Here is a 21685-nt window from a genome sequence, read left to right on the forward strand (position 1 = left end):
TCATCTTCCGAGTTATATCTATAGCTATCCTAGATAAATCCGGAAGGAAGAAGGCTTTTTGAATCAGGTTGCCCAAAGAAAACCTGATTCAAAATTCAAATAAGATTGCTATATTATTCATCGACTTGTAACTGCTCACTTTTATCGGTCATTCAAAAATTGGTCAGTAAGCTTCGTATTCCTTGCCTTAAGATGAGAAAGATTTTCAACAAAACCAAACAGGCTGATTTGTTATGGGCTTTTCGGAACCGTCCTCAGAGGGGCGTCGGCGAGAACTTCGAATTCTTGGGCGAGTGCTCATCGGCGCATCTATCGCTGCCATTGCTATGCACCTTTCTTCTGCACCCTTAGTGGTCAGAATGGTATCTGGTTTGTTTAGTGACCTGGATGTCGAAGTCGCTGAAGAACCGATTGAGATCATCGTTGTTGATGAGGACATTCCAGACATTGAAGAAGAGAACATTACACCGCCACCCCCCTCTGAAGAAGCGACAGAAACTGAACCCGCTGCCTCTGCCCCAGAAGAGTCGGCTCCACCGTTGAGAACAACCGATTCGGCGTTTCCCACACCGCCGACTGCGGATTCGATTGACACAGTGCCAACAGAATCCGTCATCGCCTCTGAAGAAGGTATTGATGGGGGCGAAGGGGGCGAAGGATCGGCGGATACTATTGGCTTAATTAGCGGAGACGGTAGTACAGACGGTGATCTAACAGCACCTGTCGGACTACCCAACGTGGCTCGCAGCGAACCCGAACCTCCTCCTGTGAATCGTCAGCCTGTTCAGGAAATCGCTCGTGCCCGTCCTCCTGCTGCACGGTTAGTATCCTGCGATCCCTGTTCGTCCCCTGACTATCCTCTTTCTGAGCAACGTGAACAGATTGAAGGTCAGCCTATTATCAACGTCATCTTTGACCAGAATGGCAACGTTGTGGAAGCCGTAATTGAAAAATCCAGTGGCAACACAGCCTTTGATCAGGCAGCCCTCGAAGAAGCTAGAGAAAACTGGCAGTTTCAAGATCCCTATAGCTTGGGTGGGCAGGTTTCTGTGGAGGTTACTTTCGTCATCGAAGGCTCCGATCAGTTCGATGCCGCGACAGATGCAGGAGAGCGAGAAGCGCTTGAATTACCTGTGCAGCAGTCTATCGTGCCTGTTAATCCAGCCGCGACAGGCACGGCACCTACCGTTGAGGCACCCGAGACGACGCCCACAGTGACGCCAGAATCTCTAGATACCCAGCCCGAAGCGGAGTCATCCGATGCACCTGCTAGCGATGAGCCAACCTCTGAGGACAACCCATCTTTACCGGCAGAGTCGCCTTCAGACTCTCCTGCAGAAGAAAACAGACCTATTCCTAGCAGCGCAACAGAATCAGAGAATCCCAGTCCAGCCGTTGAACGCGATCGCCCTTCACCTCCCCCGACTGGGGAGACGCTTGGTTCCCCAACTCCAATGCCAGCACCCGAGCCTGCGCCCGCTACACCCGAACCAGCCACGCCTGTTCCTGAGGCTGAAGCAGTTCCAGTTCCGGTACCTCAACCAGCTCCGGAGCCTGAGCCAATTTCGGAGCCGACTGAAGAGTGATGGATTTCAAACAGGCCAATGAATCCTGAGATGGGCAATAATCTATTGATTTATATTCTCAATAAACTATAGAATGCTGACCTGATGCAGGGCTGCCGAAGTTAGTCTGTTTGTAGCCGTAAGGATTTGAATGCACCATTTCACTGGAATTGTAAGCCTTGCGATCGCAAGTAGCGCCCCCTTGCTTATCGCCCTACCCAGCTTTGCCCAACGTGTCGTGAACCCTCAAGACGCGCAAACCCATCAGAATCCTTCGGCTCTAGAAAGTACGCTAATCGTGTCGGAGGAGCAGCAAACTGATCGCCCCAATAGCCCAGCTGCTGAAAATGCTCAAGCTAGTCAGAATGATCTCACGGTTCCAGAGCAAGACAGTCAAGAAACCCAGGACAATCAAGAGACGCTAGAGGTTCCAGAGAGTCAGGACAGTGAAACCATCCCAGACACTCCGGAGGTTCCAGGGGCCTCAGACAGTGAGGAAACGCTGGATAGGCAAGAGTTCCAGGATAGTCAGGAGACTCCGACAAGACCGCCGATTCAGATTACTCAGGTCCAGCTGATTCCTATTGAAGACGGGTTACAGGTGGTCTTGGTCGCTGCTGATCCAACCGCTCCTGAAATTTTTCAGTTTCAAGAGAACAACACGCTATTTGTCGATATTGTCGGGGCTGAACTAGCGCTCCCTGAGGGCGATCGCTTTCAGCGAGACAACCCGGTCCCTTCAGTGGCGTCCATTTCAATGGATCAGGTCAGTGATTCAGAAGTTCAGATTGCGGTCATCGCAGCAACCGATATTGCCCCTAATGCCTATCTGGAACGGGCTGCCGAATCGCTCATCCTAGATATCGCGACCACACCACCAGGAGAGTCCACCGACGCAGAAGACCTCCAGTTTGGCAACAACCTCCGCATCATCGTGGCCGCAGAACCTCTACCACGCTATCAAGTTCCCGCTGCCAGCGTTGGTACCCGCACCGACACCGATATCCTTGACATTCCCCAGGGTATTCAGGTCATTCCCCAAGAGGTGCTCGAAGACCAAGGCACCACCAGTTTGGGAGATGCTTTGCAAAACGCCAGCGGTGTGACTTCAGGGCGAACTGCCGGAGCTTCACGTGCCACGACTCCAATTATTCGAGGATTTGAGACTGACAATATCCTGCGTAATGGACTCCGGGATGACACCTTACGCCTAGGATCAGGCGTAACTAATATTGAACGGATTGAAGTGCTGAAAGGCCCGGCCTCAGTCCTGTTTGGGTCAGGGAATCTGGGGGGTACCGTCAACCTAGTGACGGAAGTGCCCCTCAGTGACCCGCTCTATGATGTGGAAGCAACAATGGGCAACTTTGCCCGATATGGGACGGCCCTTGATTTCACAGGCCCGTTAACCGACTCGACCGGGTATAGAGCAAACCTGGCCTATGAGAATCGAGGCAGCTTCGTTGATTTTGAAAATAGTGAATTTTTCTTCTTCGCCCCCACCCTGCAAGTTATCGATACTGGGCAAACGAGCCTGATCGTCGATTTTGAGTACCTCTACAATCGCTCTGAGGGCACTTCAGTCGGTTTACCTGCTGTCTCTGCCATTGGCCTGAACGATAATGCCCTCGTGGATAATTTTTTGTCAGGGGGAGGATCGTTTTCTGAGGAAGACATTGCGAGGGCCGGTACCCTAGACATTCGCACCAATTCAGGTGAGCCTGATATTAGCCGCACAGAAACGAATATTTCCAGAATCAGTTATCGCCTAGATCATCAAATTAATGAGACCTGGCAAATCAGAAATGAGTTTTTAGCCTCTTTTCAAAACACAGCTGAAGACAGTTTTGTGGCCGGAGTTAATTTCTCGCAGATTACAGGCCAAGTTGACTTTAATCTGCTTGATCGCATATATCTCGACAACCCTAGTAATCGCGAAGCCTATACCTTCAATACCAATGTAGTTGGTGATTTTCAAATTGCTGGTATTGATCAGACCCTATTGCTGGGAGTGGAGTGGTTCCAAGAAACTCAAGAAGACTTGCTTTTCTTCCGACAATTTCTTCCTTTTCTAGACCCTGAGGTTGAACGATTTAATGTTTTTGAACCCAATTATGATCCAAGGCGATTCTTTCCAGAGAACAATCCTGACTTTGCCCTTTCTAGACGCTCTGATAGCTTCACTCGTCGCCGCACTATTGGCTTGTATGGACAGTCACAACTCAATCTTTCTGATAGTCTCATCGTTCTCGTTGGGGGACGCATTGACTTTGCCGATCAGTTCTTTGTGGATGCTGTAACCAATCCCCAACCAATTGAAACCTCTGACGTGGCTTTTAGCCCCCGAGTTGGCATTGTCTATAAGCCCGCCGAGAACGTTTCCCTCTACGCTAGCTACACCGAATCTTTCAATCCGGTGATTGGGCGTTCTGAAGCAGGGGAAATCTTTGAACCGGAGCGGGGCAGGCAGTTTGAAGTGGGTTTAAAGGCAGACATCAGCGATCGCCTCTCAGCTACCCTTGCCTATTACCAACTGCGACGGACCAATGTCTCCACCCAAGATCCTGCTAATCAAGGCTTTCAGGTCCAGGTTGGTGAACAAGCTAGTGACGGAGTTGAGCTAGATATTGCGGGAGAATTGGCCCCTGGCTGGAACATTATCGCTAGCTATGCTTACACTGACGCTCGCGTGCTAGAAGACAATGAGTTTCCTGAAGGGCTACAACTAACCAACGTACCCAAGCATTCTGCCAGCTTGTGGACGTCCTATGAAATTCAAGACGGTGATTTAGAAGGACTGGGCTTTGGGTTAGGCGTCTATTTTCAGGACGATCGCAACGGCGATCTTCGTAGACCCTTTACTCTTCCTAGCTATGTGCGTACGGACGCCTCCATCTTTTACCGTAGGGAAAATTTTCGGGCACAACTCAATTTTCAAAACTTGTTTGATGTCCGCTATTTTGAAGGGGCCAGAGACCAATTTCGCGTCATTCCGGGGGCACCCTTCACCATTTTTGGTAGTGTCGGCTGGGAGTTTTAGATTAGGGTATGCGGACATTTCTCAGAATTTGGGTGGGGCAACTCGTCTCTACCATTGGCAGCTACATGACGGTGTTTGCCCTGATTTTCTGGGTCTGGGAAATCACCGGATCGGCGACCAGTCTGGCCCTGGTAACCTTCTTTTCTCAACTGCCGCGCATTGTTGTGACGCCCCTGGCGGGCATCATTGTTGATCGCTTTCCCCGTAAGCAATTGATGATTCTGGGGGATGTGGTGGCGATGTTCTGCACCGTCGCGATCGCCCTGCTGTTCTGGAGCGATCTCCTACAAATTTGGCATCTCTATGCGGCTGTAGCGGTCTATGGGTGCTTCGGGCAAATTCAAACCCTAGCCTACTCGACCTCCATTGCTCTGCTCGTTTCCAAAGACAACTACACTCGGGCTGAGAGTATGGTGGCTGCTGTGAATTACAGCGGCGCGATTTTCTCACCAATTCTGGCGGGTAGCCTATATCCCCTCATTGGTCTCAAGGGGATTATTCTGATTGACCTCAGTACCTTTTTGATTGCTTTTGTAACGCTGCTGTTAGCCGACATTCCCCCATCATCCTCCGAAGAGACCGATGAAGAAACCGCCGCCGTCTTTAACTGGTCAAACCTAACCTTTGGTTTTCGCCACATTTTCAGCACGCCGGGTTTACTGGCAATGGCGATCGCCTTCTCCTGCTTCGCCATCCCCAGCGATATTGGCAAAGCTCTCTACAATCCCATGATTTTGGCGCGATCAGGAGGCAATGCTCAGGTTTTGGGAGCCGTGACCACTGCCGCTGGCATTGGGGGCGTCTTGGGTGCCTTGATACTGAGCTGGCAGGGGGGATTTAAGCGTCGCATTCATGGTATGTTGCTGGGCTTCATTGGTGCCGGATTCTGCAAGGTCGTCTTGGGATTAGGACAGTCCTCTTGGGTGTGGATACCCGCTCACTTTGCCGCCACACTGGTGATTCCACTCTATTACAGTTCCAGCAACGCCATTTGGTATGCCAAAGTGCCGCCGTCGCTACAGGGGCGCGTCTTAGCCGCAGATCAGATGATTGGTCTGGTTATTGGAGCGATCGCCCCTTTGGTCGCTGGTCCCCTTGCCGACTTCGTCTTTGAACCTGCGATGCAGTCCGATGGCTGGTTAGCTCCCCTTTTTGGCCCTCTTTTAGGTACCGGAGAAGGCGCTGGGATTGCCTTGCTCTACACGGTGTCAGCCGCCCTGATGACACTCGTGGGTCTCAGCGGCTACGGATTTCGCATCTTGCGATCAGTCGAAACCCTCCTGCCCGACCATACCCCTGAAAACCCTTAATCAGGTGCCTAGCGATCGCCAGATGGCTAACCATCTGGTCCTAACAAAACTGGCAACGGCTATACATTTGCAAATTTTGCAAATGTCAGTCATATTCAACACCGATCAACGCGAACTATCCCTACAACTAAGACAAGAGCAGCTTCGCGACTACGCTACTTTATCCAACGCAGAGGAGGAAACGCTCCTGGGTGCTGATGCTAAACTCTACCTTAAAAATGCGTGACGTGAAGGTCTTGGTTACGGGCTTTAAGCCTAACGATGACGGTTTAAACGCCTCCGAGCTAGTGGTGAATTCGCTGCAAAATCATCTCCCCGAGCTTTTAAGGCCCTACAAGGATTGTCTCTACTTTAGAGTCCTGCCCGGAAATACTCACATATTAGGACAGGCGATCGCTGAAATGCTGACCGAAATCGCTCCTGATGTTTGCATAGGCATAGGCCAAGCCCGAGGCTATAACCGTATTGCCTTAGAAAGAATGGCTAAAAACTTAAGGTACTTTGTGACGCTGGATAGCGCAGGCAATGCCCCCAAGGGTGAACCCGTTGTGACAGGTGCTCCAACGGCCTATTGGAGTTCCCTGCCTGAACAAGAGGAACTCGTTTCGCTGCTGAACAATCACACGATTCCAGCCCGACTTTCCAATGACTGCGGCACTCATCTTTGTAATCAGGCCTTCTATCACTATCTACGATGGCAGGCAACCCAGCAGCCTACCCTGAAAGCAGGGTTCGTACACATTCCAGCCCTTCCAGAACAAGTTATTCAGGCTTGGTCAGAGTCACCGTTTATGCCGATATCGATGACCTGCCACGCTTTAGCACTAATCATTGACCGACAAATGACATAAACGTAACAGCGTTCTCATATCGATTTGAATGATCTGTGTCTTAACTCTCCCCTAGCTGTAAGATTCTGATGGATCCTCAGGCAACAGCAATCCAACCTAGCGGCAGGTTGCGTGAGTTTAAACATTATGGGCACAGCATGAACATAAGATTTATCAGACAGGGTGCGATGATTGTCGGGGCTGCGATCGCCACCTTGCCTTTCAACCTCAAACTAGGGATGGCTAGTTCTGTTTCCTTCGCAGCAACATCGCCTCAGCCCAATCAGGAAATGCCCCTTCATCCGAATGTCTATCAGCTTTCACAAACGCCTGACATTGCTACCATCACTCGGATTGAGCTAATTCCAACAGATCAGGGACTTAACATCGTTATTGAAACAGCTGAAGATGACGTCCTGGAAAGCAGTTTCTTGACCGACGGAAACCGACTCGTTGTTAACATTCCTAATGCTCAGCTAGAGGGTGAATCGTTTTCTCAGGCCAATCCAGTTGAAGGCATTGTCAATGTTGACGCGATCGCTCCCATGGCCAATCAAGTGCAGATCCGAATCACAGGGCTGGATACTCCTCCAACGGGGCAGATCGTTCCTGGACCAAGCGGATTAACGCTCAGCGTAATGTCATCCGAAACAGCTGTGACAGCTGACCCAATTCGCATTACGGTGACTGCTGAGAAACAGCCAGATGACTTACAAGCCGTTCCCATCAGCATCACAGCTTTCACTGCCGACAATATTGAAGATGCTGACATTACGTCTATCGAGCAGGTCGCCGGCTTAACTCCCAACTTTACAACCTACACGGCTAACCGAAATTTCTTGCTGTACAGCGTTCGAGGCTTAAGCAACTTCAACTTTCTTTCTAGAGACCCTGTCGCCTTTTATATTGATGACGTCCCTTACGACTACACAGGATTTCTCGATCTTGATCTGGCTGACCTAGAGCGCGTAGAAGTCCTCCGGGGACCTCAATCAACGCTGTATGGACGGAACGCCGAGGCCGGTGTTGTCAACATTGTGACTCGCCGACCCACCAATAAGTCCGAATACAGCGCTGTCATCGGATTTGGCAACTTCAATAACGTTGATACCCGCTTGACGATCAATGAACCCATTATCGAAGACGAGCTATTTCTTCGGGTATCCGGCAGCTTTGATCGACGTGATGGCTATCTGTTCAATACGGCAACCAATCAGGGCGTCGATTCTGAGTCAGGGGGACGAGGACGGGTTCAGCTCTTGTGGACGCCTTCAGAAAATTGGGAAATCGCACTGAATACATCTCTGGATGCCTATCGAGATGGCACTCCGCCCATCGGTCGTCTTGACCTCGACCAAGATCCGTCTGAAACCGATAGCAATGTAGAGGGTTTCAACCATTTGGACACCAATGCTCAGTCACTTCGAGTCGCTTATGAAGACTCGGGAATGCGCTTCACATCTATCTCAGCGCGGCGCTTTTCAGACCAGGCATTCAGAAATGATTCTGACGGGACACAGCTCGATCAGCTGGAGCAATTTGTGCAGATAGACTCCACTGTCATCAGCCAAGAACTCCGCCTTCAATCGGTTGATGAAACAGCCCCATTTACTTGGCTATTAGGGGGATACTATGAGCATCGCGACTTTGACGTTGGGGAAGAAGGTTTTCGGATCGGTGCTGATCTGGGCGGTCCCAGCGTTAGCGTAACTCGCGCTGAAATTGACGAAGAGACCTACGCAGCCTTCGGTCAGGTCAGTTATCGTCCGGTTGAACCCCTAACGCTGACAGCAGGCTTACGGTATGAAGTGTTCAACAGCACGCTCGTTGACGCTGTCTCTGAGTCGCTTTTAGGGACAGCATCCTTCAGCAACGAGAGTAATAACGGCGACCAACTCATTCCACGGATTGCCATGGAATATCAAATCACCCCTGATGTGATGGTCTATGGCTCGATTGCTCGGGGTTATCGCGCTCAAGGTGTCAACTTTCGAGCAACCGAGCCTGGACAGCTATTTTTCAATGCCGAAAAGTCGTGGAACTATGAAGTGGGTCTCCGGTCTTCTTGGTTTGACGATCGCCTCGCCGCCAACTTGACCCTATTTCACAACCCCATTGAAGACTATCAAGTTCCCTCAACTGATCCGACAACGGGTCTATTTGGATTTGTTGATAACGCTAGAGTGACCATCAACGGTATCGAAGCAGAGCTAAGAGCAACCCCCATCGAAGGACTCGACTTGAGTGCAGGATTGGGCTACCTTGATGCGACCTATACCGATTACGAAGATCCCAACCTTGGCGATTTCGGCGGCAATAAGTTACCTTATGCCCCTGACTATACCTTCAACATTGCGGCTCAATACCGATCGCCCAATGGTGTCTTTGGTCGTCTTGAACTACTTGGATTCGGGACCACCTTCTTCAACGACGACAACTCCCTGAAACAAAGTCCATATGTTTTGGTCAACGGTCGTTTAGGATACGAATTTGACGAGAATCAGGGAGTGTATCTATTTGCCAATAATATCTTCGACTATCGTCCCCTAACAACTGCGGCCTCTTTCTTTGGCGGCACATTAATCCCAACCACCTCTGGAGCACCAGCCACTTATGGAATTCAGTACAGAGCCAGATTTTGATTGAGAATAAAGGATAGATTCACCTCAACTTTGGCGTCCCTGATTTTTTAAGATGCCCAGCTCAATCAACCAACCCTTACATAGCTGTAGCCATCTAGGTTTTTGCATTCCCTAGCATCTGTGTGCTTAGCATAGACCAGATGGCTCGCCGTCTGGTCCTAACGGAACTGGCGACGGCTATATCAGCGAACCTCTGAACTTACTGTATTGCTTCATCAGGACTCCTCTTCTGATGGATCAGGAGGAGGGGGTTCAGGAGCAGGCTGTGGGGCGGGTTCGGGCACAGGCGGCGGCGCGGGTTCCGGTTCAGGGGCAGGCTGAGGAGCAGCTGCGGGTTCCGGCGCGGGTTCCGGTTCAGGAGCAGTCGGCACGGGTTCCGATTCGGGGGCGGGCGCTGGACTATCTTCACCTACGGAGGCGGGTTCCTCAGAGGCGGGTTCCGGTGCCTCTGGATCGTTTTCTGCTGTAGGCTCAGCCGACTCGACCTCATCTTCACCAACCGTTTCTTCAGTGGCCTCTTCTGCTGGAGATGGCTCGTCTTCTGAGCCGGCATTGACATCTTCTTCAGGAGCAGCATCGGGAGTCAATTCTTCCGACTCAATCTCCTGAGCCGTTTGAGCAGGGGTCTCGGCTTCTTCTGTAGGCACTTCAACTGAACGGCGATCGCCCCTCGTTTGGGCTTCTCGATTGCGGTCAGACCCTTCTATCGTCATGTCATATTCAATTGGAACGCTTGCTCCGCCAGTAACGGGCTGGAAGCTAGAGCTACGGGCAGCTTCGATTGCCGCCTGGTCAATCGCACTATTACCGCTAGATTGCACAAGGGTCACACTGCGTACAGTCCCATCTGGATTGATATCAACCTGTAAGCGAGGCGTGCCTTCTACGCCTTCATCTAAAGCACTTTGAGGATAGTCAGGCAACACACAACTTTGACAAGCTACCGTGCGTGAACCCTGGCCTTCGCCCGTACCATCACCGGAAGTATTGGTGCCATTCTCAGTACCTGGCCCAGTGCGGGCAGCGGTTTCCTCCGATTCACCTGTTCCTGACGGAGCGCCGTTCGTGACTCCAGTTTCCAATGCATCGGCTGACTCATCCGTTGCAGCACTATTGCCGTCACCAGTCTCAATGCCGCTGAAAAATTCACGTAGACGCTCAATTTGAGACGCATCCAGCGCTGCTACGATGTCTTCATCCTCTTCCTCGGTGTCTTCAGCAGTTTCCTCTTCTTCTGACGCTTCTTCCTCTTCTGACGCTTCTTCCTCTAGCGGTTCCTCTTCTTCCTCTGACGGCTCCTCCTCTTCCGACGGTTCTTCTTCTAGCTGTTCGTCCTCTTCTTCTACTTCCTCAGGCTCGGTCAGCTCCGATTCAACTTCAGTTTCAGGAATGGGCTCCGATTCTGGCTCCGGTTCGGGTTCGGGTTCAACCAACTCGGCAGGTTGTGGCGGAGAGGGCGCAGCAACAGCCGTCTGGGGCGGAGCCTCGGCAATCGCCGCAGGAGCTGGATCGTTGGTTTCACTACTCAATTCAGCTGGGGGAATTTCCGATGACTCTTCAATCGGTTCTATTGGTGGCTCCATTACCAGCAGTTCAATGGCGGATAGTTCTGCCTCGACAGTGCGCTGCCAAATGCCTAAAGAACTGAGACCGAAAATGGACCCGTGTAGTCCAACCGATCCTAAAAGACCTAATATCAAGAGTTTCCGTAGCCCAGCTTGTTCCTTTTCGTGTTGGTTAGCGCAGGATTCTGAAAGGCTCATGGGAAATTGAGTAGACAATACACGGCTCCACAATCCATAGTTGAGAAAGTTTACTGATAAGTCAATACCTTTTGAATAGATTTTGTCTATACCAAGCTGACTTTTTGAGAAGTCGTTGTTCGCAACCTCAAAAGTGACCACGAGATATTAAAGCAGCTACCGTAAGGTCCATCAAGTCGATACAAAACGCTTTGAGAACAGCGCTTTTCTGATTCTGGAAACGATTTCTTTACCGTCTGGAATCATAATGGTGACCCGACTTATTCGAAACCCCTTGACCTACAAGATGATAGTTCCCGTCTGATATTGTTGAGTGAGGTCGATTGCTAGGCTTGACAATGACTCAACAATAAGGCTCAATTCGTTTGAAAGTGACTTTCAATAAGAGGTTTAGTCCTCTACGATGTGGCATGACGGCTGTAGCCAAGCACGACGAGAAGGAATAATCATGGGAAGAATTTTTGCAGCAGGCGGCATTGTGATGTGGCCGCTTCTACTATTTTCGTTGGTAGCGATCGCCCTCATCATGGAAAGATGCCTGTTTTGGTTTCGTTTGAACCGTCGCCAACGCTCAGTCATCCAAGACATCTTACGGACTTATCGACAAGCCCCTATGGAGGTCCACTCCAGGCTCAAGAAAAACATTAACTTGCCGATTGCCCGCATTTTTCTAGAAGCTCTTGAGATTGAAGGCGCAAGTCCCAAACAGTTTCATTTAGCCTTGGCAAGCGCCATGCAGGCAGAACTGCCACAGCTCAGACGATTCAACACCGTATTCGCCACGATTATTAGCGTTTCGCCTTTATTAGGGCTGCTAGGCACCATTTTGGGATTGATTACGTCCTTTGATGCCTTGCAATTAGGCAATATTGGAGCTAATGCAAACCTGGTGACTGGGGGTATCAGTGAGGCCCTGGTGTCGACGGCAGCAGGCTTGGTCGTAGCGATGGGAACCCTGCTGTTTGCCAATCTATTTCGCGGTCTGTATAAACGTCAGATAGCGCTGATTCAGGAATATGGGGGGCAGCTTGAAATTCTCTATGAAATGCACTACGAACGACAGCAGCAATTAGCGCGAGGAGAAAGCTATGTACATTCCTGAAGAATCGGAAGAGAGCTTTGAACTCAATATTGTGCCGATGATTGACGTCATTTTTGCAATTTTGACGTTTTTCATCATATCCAGTCTGTTTCTCACTCGCTCCGAATCTTTGCCCGTTAATTTGCCTAAGGCCGATAGTTCTGAAACTCAAGAACGGACGCGCATTACCGTCACCGTCCAGGCTTCGGGCGATATTTCCCTCAACAGCGAAGCGGTTGACCTTGACGATCTTCAGTCCAGCGTCCGCGAGTTAATGGACTCAGTCCAAGAGTCTGTGATTGTCATCAATGCTGACGAAGCCGTTAACCACGGTCGCGTTATCGCTGTAATGGATGAACTGCGGGAGATTGAAGGAGCTGCATTGGGCATCGCCACCGAACGTCCATAAAGTATCCCGTGCTGTTTTCCTTTCCTATCGCTACCGATATTGAGATTGAAAGCGCTGGTGTTCGGACATCTGTCAAATCTGCAATCGCAACGCCAACATTGTGAATCGGTACAGGCGGCGATCGCCCCTATCGCTCACTTGTAGCTAAGCTGCTTGGCTTGACGTATAGATCCAGAGTTCAAACTGGGCTGTAGAGGAGAGTTCTGTTTCCAGTGAGCCATAGTAGTCAGCGCAAAATGCTTCAAAGTCTGCCATAACACGATAGAAGATATCGTCAGGCACCCACCAGCAGAAGCCATAGGCCCGTGATTGGTAATAGCTCAGCAGTTCAGCAACAGTATTAGTCACAGACCATTCCTTCACCATCTGATACTCGGCTTGATAACCTCTGCCCCGAAAATAACCATCAATCTCTTCAATCCAATTATCTACACGTTTAGGAACCTGCGTTTCTTTGTATTGCAATAAAATGGCTTTGAACTGGCTCTCAAAGACTTTACGGGCTGGGGGAACAACCCATTGAGCATTGAGATAGAAGCCTTCCGGTTTCAGAACTCGCTCGATCTCACCCAGAAAGGTTGGCCAATGAGAGACCGTGTGAATCATATGCACGGTCAACACAACGTCAAAACTGGACTCTGAAAAGGGCAACTCCGAAGCGTCCGCCTGAATCAGAGTTAAATTAGACGGTGTTAAATTGGATGGCGTTTGTTGGACTTTCCGTCTGAACTGATCGAGCATTGCTTGGGAAATATCAATGCCCGTCACAGAATAGCCGCGTTTGACGAAAGGAAGAATATTTAGCCCAGTGCCGACACCCGGTTCCAAAAAGGAGGTGTTGGGATTAGCGTCAACCAGCGTCAGAATCGCATCGGCAATGTCTTCCGCTACAGATTCTGACATCCAGCGGGTTTGATCATAGATAGTAGCAATAGAGTTGTAGTAGTTGGTTTTGACCACTTTATCTGAAGACAATTTGATCGCTGCCCAGTTTCGATACCGACGGTTTGACTAAGCCTGATCCACGACAACTTCCTGATTTGGCTCATCTTCTAGCATCTGAGCGGACCGCTTACGGATTTCCTGAGCCAGAATGCCGTACTTGGGCGCAAAGACCATCGTCATTACGAAAAGGGCGGTCAGCAAAACCACGATACTACCTCCGGTGGACACATCAAAGTGATAGCTGAGATAAGTGCCCAACACGCAAGACAACACACTGCTGGCAACGGAGTAGAGCAGCATATGGTCAAAGCGATCGCTCAGCAAGTACCCGATTGATCCAGGCGTCACCAGCATCGAAATAACCAGAATAATGCCTGCGGTTTGCAAAGCAGCCACAATGGTCAGTGCCAGGACCAGCAGCAGCGTGTAGTACATGACCCGAGTTCGTAACCCAATGGCCTTAGCATGGTTCGGATCAAAGCAAAATAGCAGCAGATCTTTACGCCGCACCAAAATCACCGCCAGCGTAATCAATCCTGCAATCAACGTTTGAATGATGTCTTGCTGGGAGATACCCAGCACATTGCCAAACAAAATATGGAACAGGTCGATATTACTGGGAATGCGGGTCACCAAAATCAGGCCAAAGGCAAAGAATCCAGTGAAAACGATGCCAATGACAGCATCTTCCTTAAGTCGAGTTTTGGATTTGATGTAGCCAATCGCGACCGTTGCGCCAAACCCAAAAACAAAGGCTCCGATCGCAAACGGAATATTCAGGGCATAGGCAATGACGACACCCGGAACAACCGCATGGGAAATAGCATCACCCATGAGCGACCAGCCCTTAAGCGTGATGTAGCAAGACAGCACCGCGCAAACCAGACCGACAAAGGCGCTGACCCAGATAGCTCTGACTAGAAAGGCATATTGAAATGGCTCAATTAGCCAGTCCCACCAGGAAAAGGCCAATACTAACTGACTCACGCATCGACCTCCACCGACTCGAACAGCTGCCCTCGATTGAAGTTCATCAACGGTAAGCCGCCGAAGGTTAGCTCCAAGTTTTCTCGGGTGAAGGTTTTCTCGGTTTTGCCTTCTGCTAAAACAGTCCGATTCAGCAGGATGGTGCGATCGCAAAACGTTGAGATGGATGCCAAATCATGAGTAGAAATCAAAATCGTGTGACCTTCAGCCCGCAGTTGAATCAGCAGATCAATGATACCTTTCTCAGTCTTGACATCCACTCCAGTGAAAGGTTCGTCCAGCAGGATGACTTTGCCTCCCTGAGCTAGCGCTCGCGCCAAAAAGGTCCGTTTCTTTTGCCCTCCAGAAAGTTCACCAATTTGGCGATCGCGATACGCCACCATACCTACCCGCTCCAGACTTTCCATGACTAGGCGGCGATCCTTTTGGGTCGGAATCCGCAATAAATTCATGTAGCCATAGCGACCCATCATTACCACATCGAACACACTGACAGGAAAATTCCAATCCACCTCATCCGATTGGGGCACATAAGCTATCAGCTGCTGTTTTTGTGCCTTCTGTACTGGAAAACCGCCAATTCGTACGGTTCCTTGACTCGGTTGCAAAAAACCCATAATGGATTTGAATAGTGTGGACTTACCACTACCGTTGGGACCAACGAGGGCAGTAATGGTGCCCGGTTCAACGGTGCAGGTTGCGTTGTAAAGGGCCAGTCGAGCGTTGTTGTACGTAACGCTTACATTGTTGACAGAAATATCGAGTTGCGAAAGTGCTGTTTGCATAACCTACTTTTAGATAGACAGTGATCTCCGTTTGTATAGCCCTCGCCGGTTCCGTTAGGAGAATGGCAGCTATTGGGCTATACCTTCAGCACCTGTTAGGTGCAAAACCTAGATGGCTAGAGCTATGATTTAGGGCTGAGAAAAGTTTAAGTTTTGAATTCAGTCGTTTTCTTCAAACTCTAGAGATAGTTTCTTGACCCAAAAGGAGAGAGAAACATGCAAAACAAAGAACAATACCCAATAATCGATAACTCGCTTTGAGTTATTGGGCACTAGCTCCAGCTAAAAGACCATTAGAAATGACGCGGGCATCATATTCCAAAAGGTCAAGGAAGGTCGGCACTGGCCCTTCCTCTGTCGATAGGGAGTCAACGTAGAGGTTGCCGCCAAAGCGAGACCCCGTTGTCTGCGCGACTTGCTTCTGTCCTTCATCACTCACGGTGCTTTCACAGAAAATAGTAGGAACGTCGTTGGTTTCAACCTTCTCGATGACCGTTTGCACTTGTTTAGGAGTGAACTGCTGTTCGGCATTGATAGGCCACATATAGATCTCTTTGAGGCCATAATCACGGGCTAGATAGGAAAACGCCCCTTCACAACTCACCAAAAATCGCTGGTTTTCAGGAACTTGCTGCAAGTCAGCTGCCAGTTGAGCATCAATTGCTCTCAGCCTTTCACTATAGGCTTCCGCATTAGCGTTGTAATACTCAGCATTATCAGGATCAAGTTCTACAAAAGCTTGACGGATGTTTTCGACGTAGACCAGCGCATTGCGGGGCGACATCCAGGCGTGGGGGTTAGGTTTATTCGTGTAAGGACCCTCCGCAATGGGGATAGGCTCAATGCCTTCCGTTAGCAGAACTGATGGTACGTCTTGAACACTGCCTAGAAATTGCTCAAACCAGCGCTCCAAATTCATACCGTTGTAAAGCAGTAGATCCGCATCCTGCGCTTTCACAATGTCGCTGGGTGTTGGTTCATAGCCATGAATCTCAGCTCCAATGCGAGTAATGGATTCGACCTCTAATTGGTCTCCAGCGACGTTTTGCGCAATGTCAGCAAGGACGGTGAATGTAGTCAGGACCTTTTTCTTGCCCTTAGTCTCGTCATCTGTACTAGCAGCAGTTTCAACACTATCAACTGAGTCAGTGGGAGCGGTGATCTCGGTGTCGGTGGTGGCACAACCCGTTAGCCAAACGCTCAAGGTCAGGCCAGATGCTAAAAGCATCCCTTTGGTAGAGAAAGAGATTGTCATGGAAATGAACCCATTTCATAATCGTTTCATATTTCATTTTTACCTCATAATTTGACATTGAGCTACCTCCCTAGGTTGCTTTTTGTTAAGGCGACAGTCTCTACACTGAGGGATTTATAGTTGGATATTTTGGCATCTTGCATTCAGCGCAATATCGCAAGCGCTAGGACAAAGGATCACGTTCTATAGCTTTAGCCGTCGCTAGTGTCATCTCGTTTGACGGCACTAGCGACGGCTATAAGACCTCGTAGATTGATCCTTAGAGGGGTTTAATCGGTATATGGATATCCACAATGTGCTTACCCTCAGGATGCTCTTGCGGATTATTCAAATAGTCCTCGAAGCACACGCCGTCTGCTGGCTGGTAGCCGCTCTCGGGGAGCCAAGCACCCATCAAAGCATTCCAAGCTTCCTCATACTGATCGCTGTCGATAACAAAATGACCGACAGCATAAGTCGCAGCAGGGATAACCATTTTGCCGATTTCGCCATCGACTTGGGTCTCGTCAGGCACCGTCATGCACACACTAAGACGAAGCTTAGAGTCGTCAGTAATCTCTGGCGAATCATGATAGACACTCATCAGCTTGGCGCCTGTCCTCCCCATCAACCCTCTAGGGCCTGCCCAAGTACATAGTTTATCAAGTAGCTTTCTATACAGCTCAGAATCTCCGCTATAGGGGCCGACATGTCGCACATAAGCAACTGCCATGTCAGGTAACTCTTTGACTTCAACGTCGAAATTTAAGCCTGCCTTGTGGTCACTTTTCATTGTTACTCTCCACTGCCAGTGATTTAGTACGTCACTACTGTAGAAAGCGACAACGTCATAGTCTTTTCGCCAGTTGCGAAGTGTTTGCCCCTGCTTGCTATCTGTATTGCAATTCTTGCGCTCTATCTTTCCCTCACACTCGCGCCATTCACTGGCAGTTAGCCCAAATTTGTCACGAAAGGCCCTGGCAAACGTGGCTGAACTAGAAAATCCGCAATCCAGTGCAACCGTAGTGATCGGTTGAGCAAGGTTGTTTAAAAGCAACGCCGCCGCCTTTTCCAGCCTGACCCGTTGAACAAACTGACTAGGCGTCTCCCCCACCAGGGCACGAAAGATACGATGAAAATGGTAAGGAGAAAACATCGCTACTTCGGCTAGCTTAGAGAGCGCCAGTTCGCAACCCAAGTTCGCCTCGATATAGTCAAGCACGCGATTGATGCGGGATTGATACTCAGCTCTGAGTTGCGTTTGCTTGCTGTGCATAAGTCTGCCGGTTCCCTCCTTGCATAAACTGATTGTCTCCTGAAGGAACACGATTCATCCCGATCTAGGGACCGACCATAACACAGACGATGCTCCAGGCTACCTGACACTTTTCTCCGATGAATTACTCGAAGGGGGAACTCAGTTTTGGATTAGTTAGGAACGTTTCATCCGTGAGACTTTTGAGGAATGCCATGAGGTCTTGTTTTTCAGTCTCAGTCAGAGAAAAGCCCTTGATGAAAGAACTCTTCAGAGGGTTCTGACTGCCAACCCCAGCATGAGGACCTTCTGAGATGGTGCGACCACCTGCTGAGTAGTGAGCGATCGCCTCGTCTAGCGTTGCCACGCTACCGTCGTGCATGTAAGGTGCAGTCACCTCAATATTCCGCAAAGTAGGGGCCTTAAACCGACCCATATCCGCAGCCTTTTGGGTAATTTCCTGCACTCCTGTATTGTCGGACGGATACGCTCCGTTGCCGTCAATATTGTAGAGTCCAGTGTTATGAAAGGCGATTTCAGTAAAGCCTGATCGCTCGTGGCGGGTAGAGTCGCTAAAGTTGAGGCCGCCGTGACAGTGAAAACACTCCAAACGTTCGCTGTTAAAGAGCGCTTCTCCCCGTTTGGCTGCATCGGAGATCGCCGTAGCATCACCGCCATAGCGATAGCGATCATAGGGAGAATCAAAAGAATTGAGAGTCCGCTCAAATGCGGCGATCGCTAGACTAATATTACGAACAGTCACAGGACTCTCGTCATCGAAGGCATCCTGAAACCGCTGCTGATAGTCTGAGTCGCTCTGTAGAGTTTGCAACAGTTCGTTTTCTCGGCCTGCCATGCCCAACTCCACAGGTTCCTCGCCAAACAGAGGCACTAGCATCTGCTGCTCTAAATGCTGCATCAGTGGATTAGCCCAGGTCTGAACTGAGTTGTAACCCACGTTAGTCAAGCCCATGGAGTTACGGGGATGCACCTCACCCGTTGCGCCTGCAGGCAGGGTTTTGCCATCGGCGAATGCCAAATGCTGAAGATGACAGGTGGCACAAGAGAAATCCCCAGTGACCGATAGGCGGGGTTCGTAAAACAAATGCCGCCCCAACTCCACCTTGGCAGCCGTCATCGGATTATCGTCTGGTACGACGGGTCTAGGAACCCAACTGGGCAATTGCCAATCGAATTCCTCAATCCTATTGGGTACAGGTTCAAAGCCACCAACCTCATCAGGAGCATGGCCCCAAGCGGCTTTGGCGCTGATCGACAGACAGCAAGCCAAAAAACAGATCAGTATCCAGTTAGTCCAACGCCGCGATCGCATTATCTCCCCTAACGGTAGTTTCAGACCCTATTCTAATCTGGAGAAAATTTGCTTGCTCGCGAATCCACAATTGCCCATCATTCTCTAAGATCAAGAATTGGCATAACATCGTCCGGTGTTGCTGAATTTGGGGATGAACGGGTCAGGCACTCAGCTTGGCATGAAATCCTTAAATCCCTCGCTTAGGGGATTTCAAATAGTGCCTCCTTAATATATGGAGAGCCAACCCCTCATAATAAGCAACGCCTATCATCTTTATAAGTAGGAGCATCATGAAAGACCTCGACATCAAAAGCGCAATTGAACTGCTTAATCGAATTATGGAATTCGAGTTGGCTGGTGTTGTCCGTTATACCCACTATGCCCTCATGGTGACCGGTCCCAACCGGATTCCGATTGTGGGTTTCTTCAAGGCTCAAGCCAATGAGTCATTACTGCATGCTCAGGAAGCGGGGGAAATTATCACGGGCTTGGAAGGTCATCCTAGTCAGCGAATTTCTGCGATCGAGGAAACCAATCAGCACTCAGTCACAGATTTGCTGAGGGAAAGCCTTAATCATGAGCAGAAAGCACTGGCAATGTATAAAACTTTGCTAGACGTTGTTGAAAACGCCAGTATTTACCTGGAGGAATATACTCGGACTAAAATTGGTCAAGAAGAATTGCACAATCTTGAAATCAAAAAGATGTTGCGGGACTACAGCTAAAGTGTTGCGACAAAAGGAATAGCAGAAATTCAATAGTGATATTTGATGTTGCTGTTTCTATTCAACAACAAATTTTTTGATGATCAGCGTCAGCATATCCAAGAATCTGACGACCAAAAATGCTCAAATCAACCCATTGATAGATGCACAGTTTCTCCTAATTTGAAAAGCCGTCAGTAGAAGAAGTTTAGATCTTCTTGGGTAAGAGGTCATTAATTAAGTCTGATTTCAAAAATCACCAGGACTTACGCAGTTGCATCCGGCTTTGGCTCCTTAATCCCCAAATATGCGGAAGCCGGATGCAACGTCCCCCAATTTTGGGGGATGCAAGGGGGCCGTGCGTAAGTCCTAATCACTTTGATGTTGTGAGATGACAGCATTGGAAACAAGGGCGGGCATACTATTTCAATGAGCTCTGTATTGTCACCCTTGACGCTTCAACTTAGGTGAGATCTTATTCGGTAAATCTTATGGTTAACGTTCAACGCTTATGGATGGGGCATCGGCATAAACTGCTGCCTGTTGCCGTTGGGCTATTGAGTGTTTCCTGTTTGAATCGACTCCTCAAAGAGTTCGTTCGTCTGATTTGGGGGTCGGGCAACTCAGGCGCGATCGATCTCAAAATTTTCTATGAGGCTGTACAACTCTGGTTTTCCGGTGTGCCGACCTATGCAGAATTGCCGAGCGCTGTATACCCACCTGCCAGCTATCTAATGATGTGGCCCTTTTTAGGTTGGTTGGCTGTTCCGCCGGCTCGTATTCTGTGGGCTGTTATGACCGCGATCGCTCTAGTCTGGCTCATTTACCTCGTCATTCAGGAAAGTCATGCTGAGACTTGGGCAGAGAAAGCGCTGATTGGACTACTACCAATCTTTTATGCCACTCGCACAGGGATTGGTAACGGTCAGCTGGTGGTTTTTCTCATGCCTTCGCTGATTGCTGGATTGCTACTTTTCCATCGCTGCGCTCAATTACCCCAAAGGTTATTAGCCGCAGCGATGGTGGTTGGGGCGCTGATCAAGCCTAATGTAACCGCTCCATTCTTTTGGATGGTGATGTTTGCTAGCCGGGGACAGTGGTATCTGCCAAACGTGTTTGTTCTAGTGGGATATGGATTATTAACGCTTTGGGCTGCCGCATTTCAAGATGCCAGTGCGATCGCGCTCATGCGACAGTGGTTTTCTCAAGCTGAAGTCGGTGCTGAATTTGGTGCTCAGACAGGGGGATATGCCAACCAAAACAGCTTAATGTCTTGGCTGGAGGCGAATACTAACTTAGACGGACATCCTCTACTAACATTTATCGGCGATTTTGAATTGAATACCCCGTTGACCCTAACCGTCTTATTCGTTTTGGGTGTTTGGGTTCTCTGGCATCGCCGGGTTGATCCCTGGCTATTGCTAGGGGTCTGTGCGATCGCAGCACGCCTGTGGACCTATCACAGAATCTACGATGACATCCTTATTTTGTTGCCAACCATTGCAGCGTTTCGTCTTTTCAAACAGGCTTCTGATTCATCGATAGCTTCGACCTCTCGTCCTTCAGAAGCGGCAGAGTATGCAAAAGCCTACTGGTCTGGCTTAGTATTCACCCTGGCCTATTTAGCCGCAGTTATGCCTGCCAATCTATTGGCAGCCGCCCCGATAATCAGTAGCTTATTTACAGCTTCGCAAGTTGCCATATGGCTGAGCTTAGGCATTTTTTTAGGGGTAAAAGCATGGCAAGAAAGGGTAACCGTGGCCCGTAGCCTATCGGCTTAAACCCGTCCTATGCAGGAGACTATAGATCTATTGCGGCTG

At 49.6% G+C, this 21685-nt stretch carries 16 protein-coding genes; 9 read left to right on the forward strand and 7 right to left on the reverse strand.

Going from position 1 to position 21685, the window contains the following annotated elements:
- The first annotated feature begins 233 nt into the window (after positions 1-233).
- The 5 genes from PN498_RS25225 (at position 234) to PN498_RS25245 (ending at position 9387) form a co-directional block, all read left to right on the forward strand.
- Positions 234-1586: an energy transducer TonB family protein gene (locus PN498_RS25225; RefSeq protein WP_272066221.1), complete on the forward strand. Its 1353-nt coding sequence runs from the start codon at positions 234-236 to the stop codon at positions 1584-1586.
- 130 nt (positions 1587-1716) lie between these two features.
- Complete coding sequence (locus PN498_RS25230) at positions 1717-4605, forward strand: TonB-dependent siderophore receptor (protein ID WP_272066222.1); 2889 nt, start codon at positions 1717-1719, stop codon at positions 4603-4605.
- Positions 4606-4613: 8 nt separating this feature from the next.
- A complete protein-coding gene (locus tag PN498_RS25235; RefSeq protein WP_272066223.1) occupies positions 4614-5915 on the forward strand; it encodes an MFS transporter in 1302 nt (433 codons plus the stop codon).
- A gap of 197 nt (positions 5916-6112) precedes the next feature.
- The gene (locus tag PN498_RS25240; RefSeq protein ID WP_272066224.1) at positions 6113-6766 is read left to right on the forward strand and encodes a pyroglutamyl-peptidase I family protein; all 654 of its coding nucleotides are present in this window, start codon (positions 6113-6115) and stop codon (positions 6764-6766) included.
- 137 nt (positions 6767-6903) lie between these two features.
- Positions 6904-9387, forward strand: a complete 2484-nt coding sequence (locus PN498_RS25245; protein ID WP_272066225.1) for a TonB-dependent receptor domain-containing protein — start codon at positions 6904-6906, stop codon at positions 9385-9387.
- A gap of 215 nt (positions 9388-9602) precedes the next feature.
- Here the strand turns inward: PN498_RS25245 and PN498_RS25250 are convergent, their stop codons facing one another.
- Complete coding sequence (locus tag PN498_RS25250; protein WP_272066226.1) at positions 9603-11150, reverse strand: energy transducer TonB; 1548 nt, start codon at positions 11148-11150, stop codon at positions 9603-9605.
- Between the two features lie 448 nt (positions 11151-11598).
- Here PN498_RS25250 and PN498_RS25255 point away from each other — a divergent pair, with 448 nt between their 5' ends.
- Positions 11599-12252: a MotA/TolQ/ExbB proton channel family protein gene (locus PN498_RS25255; RefSeq protein WP_272066227.1), complete on the forward strand. Its 654-nt coding sequence runs from the start codon at positions 11599-11601 to the stop codon at positions 12250-12252.
- Positions 12239-12640, forward strand: coding sequence for an ExbD/TolR family protein (locus PN498_RS25260; protein ID WP_272066228.1), 402 nt, complete (start codon positions 12239-12241; stop codon positions 12638-12640). The genes PN498_RS25255 and PN498_RS25260 overlap by 14 nt, the downstream gene beginning before the upstream one ends.
- Positions 12641-12784: 144 nt before the next feature.
- On the opposite strand, the gene PN498_RS25265 is transcribed toward PN498_RS25260, so the two are convergent.
- The 6 genes from PN498_RS25265 to PN498_RS25290 form a co-directional block, all read right to left on the reverse strand.
- The gene (locus PN498_RS25265) at positions 12785-13615 is read right to left on the reverse strand and encodes a class I SAM-dependent methyltransferase (RefSeq protein WP_272066229.1); all 831 of its coding nucleotides are present in this window, start codon (positions 13613-13615) and stop codon (positions 12785-12787) included.
- A 36-nt stretch (positions 13616-13651) separates the two neighbouring features.
- Positions 13652-14572 carry a metal ABC transporter permease gene (locus PN498_RS25270; protein WP_272066230.1) on the reverse strand — a complete coding sequence of 307 codons (921 nt, stop codon included), beginning with the start codon at positions 14570-14572 and terminating at the stop codon, positions 13652-13654.
- Positions 14569-15357 carry a metal ABC transporter ATP-binding protein gene (locus PN498_RS25275; protein ID WP_272066231.1) on the reverse strand — a complete coding sequence of 263 codons (789 nt, stop codon included), beginning with the start codon at positions 15355-15357 and terminating at the stop codon, positions 14569-14571. The genes PN498_RS25270 and PN498_RS25275 overlap by 4 nt, the downstream gene beginning before the upstream one ends.
- A 262-nt stretch (positions 15358-15619) precedes the next feature.
- Positions 15620-16612, reverse strand: coding sequence for a metal ABC transporter substrate-binding protein (locus tag PN498_RS25280; protein ID WP_272066232.1), 993 nt, complete (start codon positions 16610-16612; stop codon positions 15620-15622).
- A 259-nt stretch (positions 16613-16871) separates the two neighbouring features.
- On the reverse strand, positions 16872-17867 hold the full coding sequence (locus PN498_RS25285; RefSeq protein ID WP_272066233.1) for an AraC family transcriptional regulator: 996 nt from the start codon (positions 17865-17867) through the stop codon (positions 16872-16874).
- Between the two features lie 124 nt (positions 17868-17991).
- Positions 17992-19179 carry a methanobactin export MATE transporter MbnM gene (locus tag PN498_RS25290; RefSeq protein ID WP_272066234.1) on the reverse strand — a complete coding sequence of 396 codons (1188 nt, stop codon included), beginning with the start codon at positions 19177-19179 and terminating at the stop codon, positions 17992-17994.
- A gap of 272 nt (positions 19180-19451) precedes the next feature.
- On the opposite strand from PN498_RS25290, the gene PN498_RS25295 reads away from it, so the two are divergent.
- Together PN498_RS25295 and PN498_RS25300 are read left to right on the forward strand one after the other, a co-directional pair.
- Positions 19452-19886 (forward strand): ferritin-like domain-containing protein, encoded by a 435-nt coding sequence (locus tag PN498_RS25295; RefSeq protein ID WP_272066235.1) that lies wholly within the window; start codon positions 19452-19454, stop codon positions 19884-19886.
- Positions 19887-20356: 470 nt separating this feature from the next.
- Positions 20357-21646, forward strand: a complete 1290-nt coding sequence (locus PN498_RS25300) for a glycosyltransferase 87 family protein (RefSeq protein WP_272066236.1) — start codon at positions 20357-20359, stop codon at positions 21644-21646.
- The last annotated feature ends 39 nt before the right edge of the window (positions 21647-21685 follow it).

The organism is Oscillatoria sp. CS-180 (genome assembly GCF_028330965.1).
In the GTDB taxonomy this organism is placed as follows: domain Bacteria; phylum Cyanobacteriota; class Cyanobacteriia; order Phormidesmidales; family Phormidesmidaceae; genus Halomicronema.

What these genes read in the sequence shown, in the direction of transcription:
- PN498_RS25235 (WP_272066223.1), top strand. Translation starts at nt 4,614, where the DNA reads ATGCGGACATTTCTCAGAATTTGGGTGGGGCAACTCGTCTCTACCATT.
- PN498_RS25285 (WP_272066233.1), bottom strand. Translation starts at nt 17,867, where the DNA reads ATGCACAGCAAGCAAACGCAACTCAGAGCTGAGTATCAATCCCGCATC.
- PN498_RS25295 (WP_272066235.1), top strand. Translation starts at nt 19,452, where the DNA reads ATGAAAGACCTCGACATCAAAAGCGCAATTGAACTGCTTAATCGAATT.
- PN498_RS25255 (WP_272066227.1), top strand. Translation starts at nt 11,599, where the DNA reads ATGGGAAGAATTTTTGCAGCAGGCGGCATTGTGATGTGGCCGCTTCTA.
- PN498_RS25230 (WP_272066222.1), top strand. Translation starts at nt 1,717, where the DNA reads ATGCACCATTTCACTGGAATTGTAAGCCTTGCGATCGCAAGTAGCGCC.
- PN498_RS25250 (WP_272066226.1), bottom strand. Translation starts at nt 11,150, where the DNA reads ATGAGCCTTTCAGAATCCTGCGCTAACCAACACGAAAAGGAACAAGCT.
- PN498_RS25225 (WP_272066221.1), top strand. Translation starts at nt 234, where the DNA reads ATGGGCTTTTCGGAACCGTCCTCAGAGGGGCGTCGGCGAGAACTTCGA.
- PN498_RS25240 (WP_272066224.1), top strand. Translation starts at nt 6,113, where the DNA reads ATGCTAAACTCTACCTTAAAAATGCGTGACGTGAAGGTCTTGGTTACG.
- PN498_RS25280 (WP_272066232.1), bottom strand. Translation starts at nt 16,612, where the DNA reads ATGACAATCTCTTTCTCTACCAAAGGGATGCTTTTAGCATCTGGCCTG.
- PN498_RS25275 (WP_272066231.1), bottom strand. Translation starts at nt 15,357, where the DNA reads ATGCAAACAGCACTTTCGCAACTCGATATTTCTGTCAACAATGTAAGC.
- PN498_RS25245 (WP_272066225.1), top strand. Translation starts at nt 6,904, where the DNA reads ATGAACATAAGATTTATCAGACAGGGTGCGATGATTGTCGGGGCTGCG.
- PN498_RS25290 (WP_272066234.1), bottom strand. Translation starts at nt 19,179, where the DNA reads ATGCGATCGCGGCGTTGGACTAACTGGATACTGATCTGTTTTTTGGCT.
- PN498_RS25260 (WP_272066228.1), top strand. Translation starts at nt 12,239, where the DNA reads ATGTACATTCCTGAAGAATCGGAAGAGAGCTTTGAACTCAATATTGTG.
- PN498_RS25300 (WP_272066236.1), top strand. Translation starts at nt 20,357, where the DNA reads ATGGTTAACGTTCAACGCTTATGGATGGGGCATCGGCATAAACTGCTG.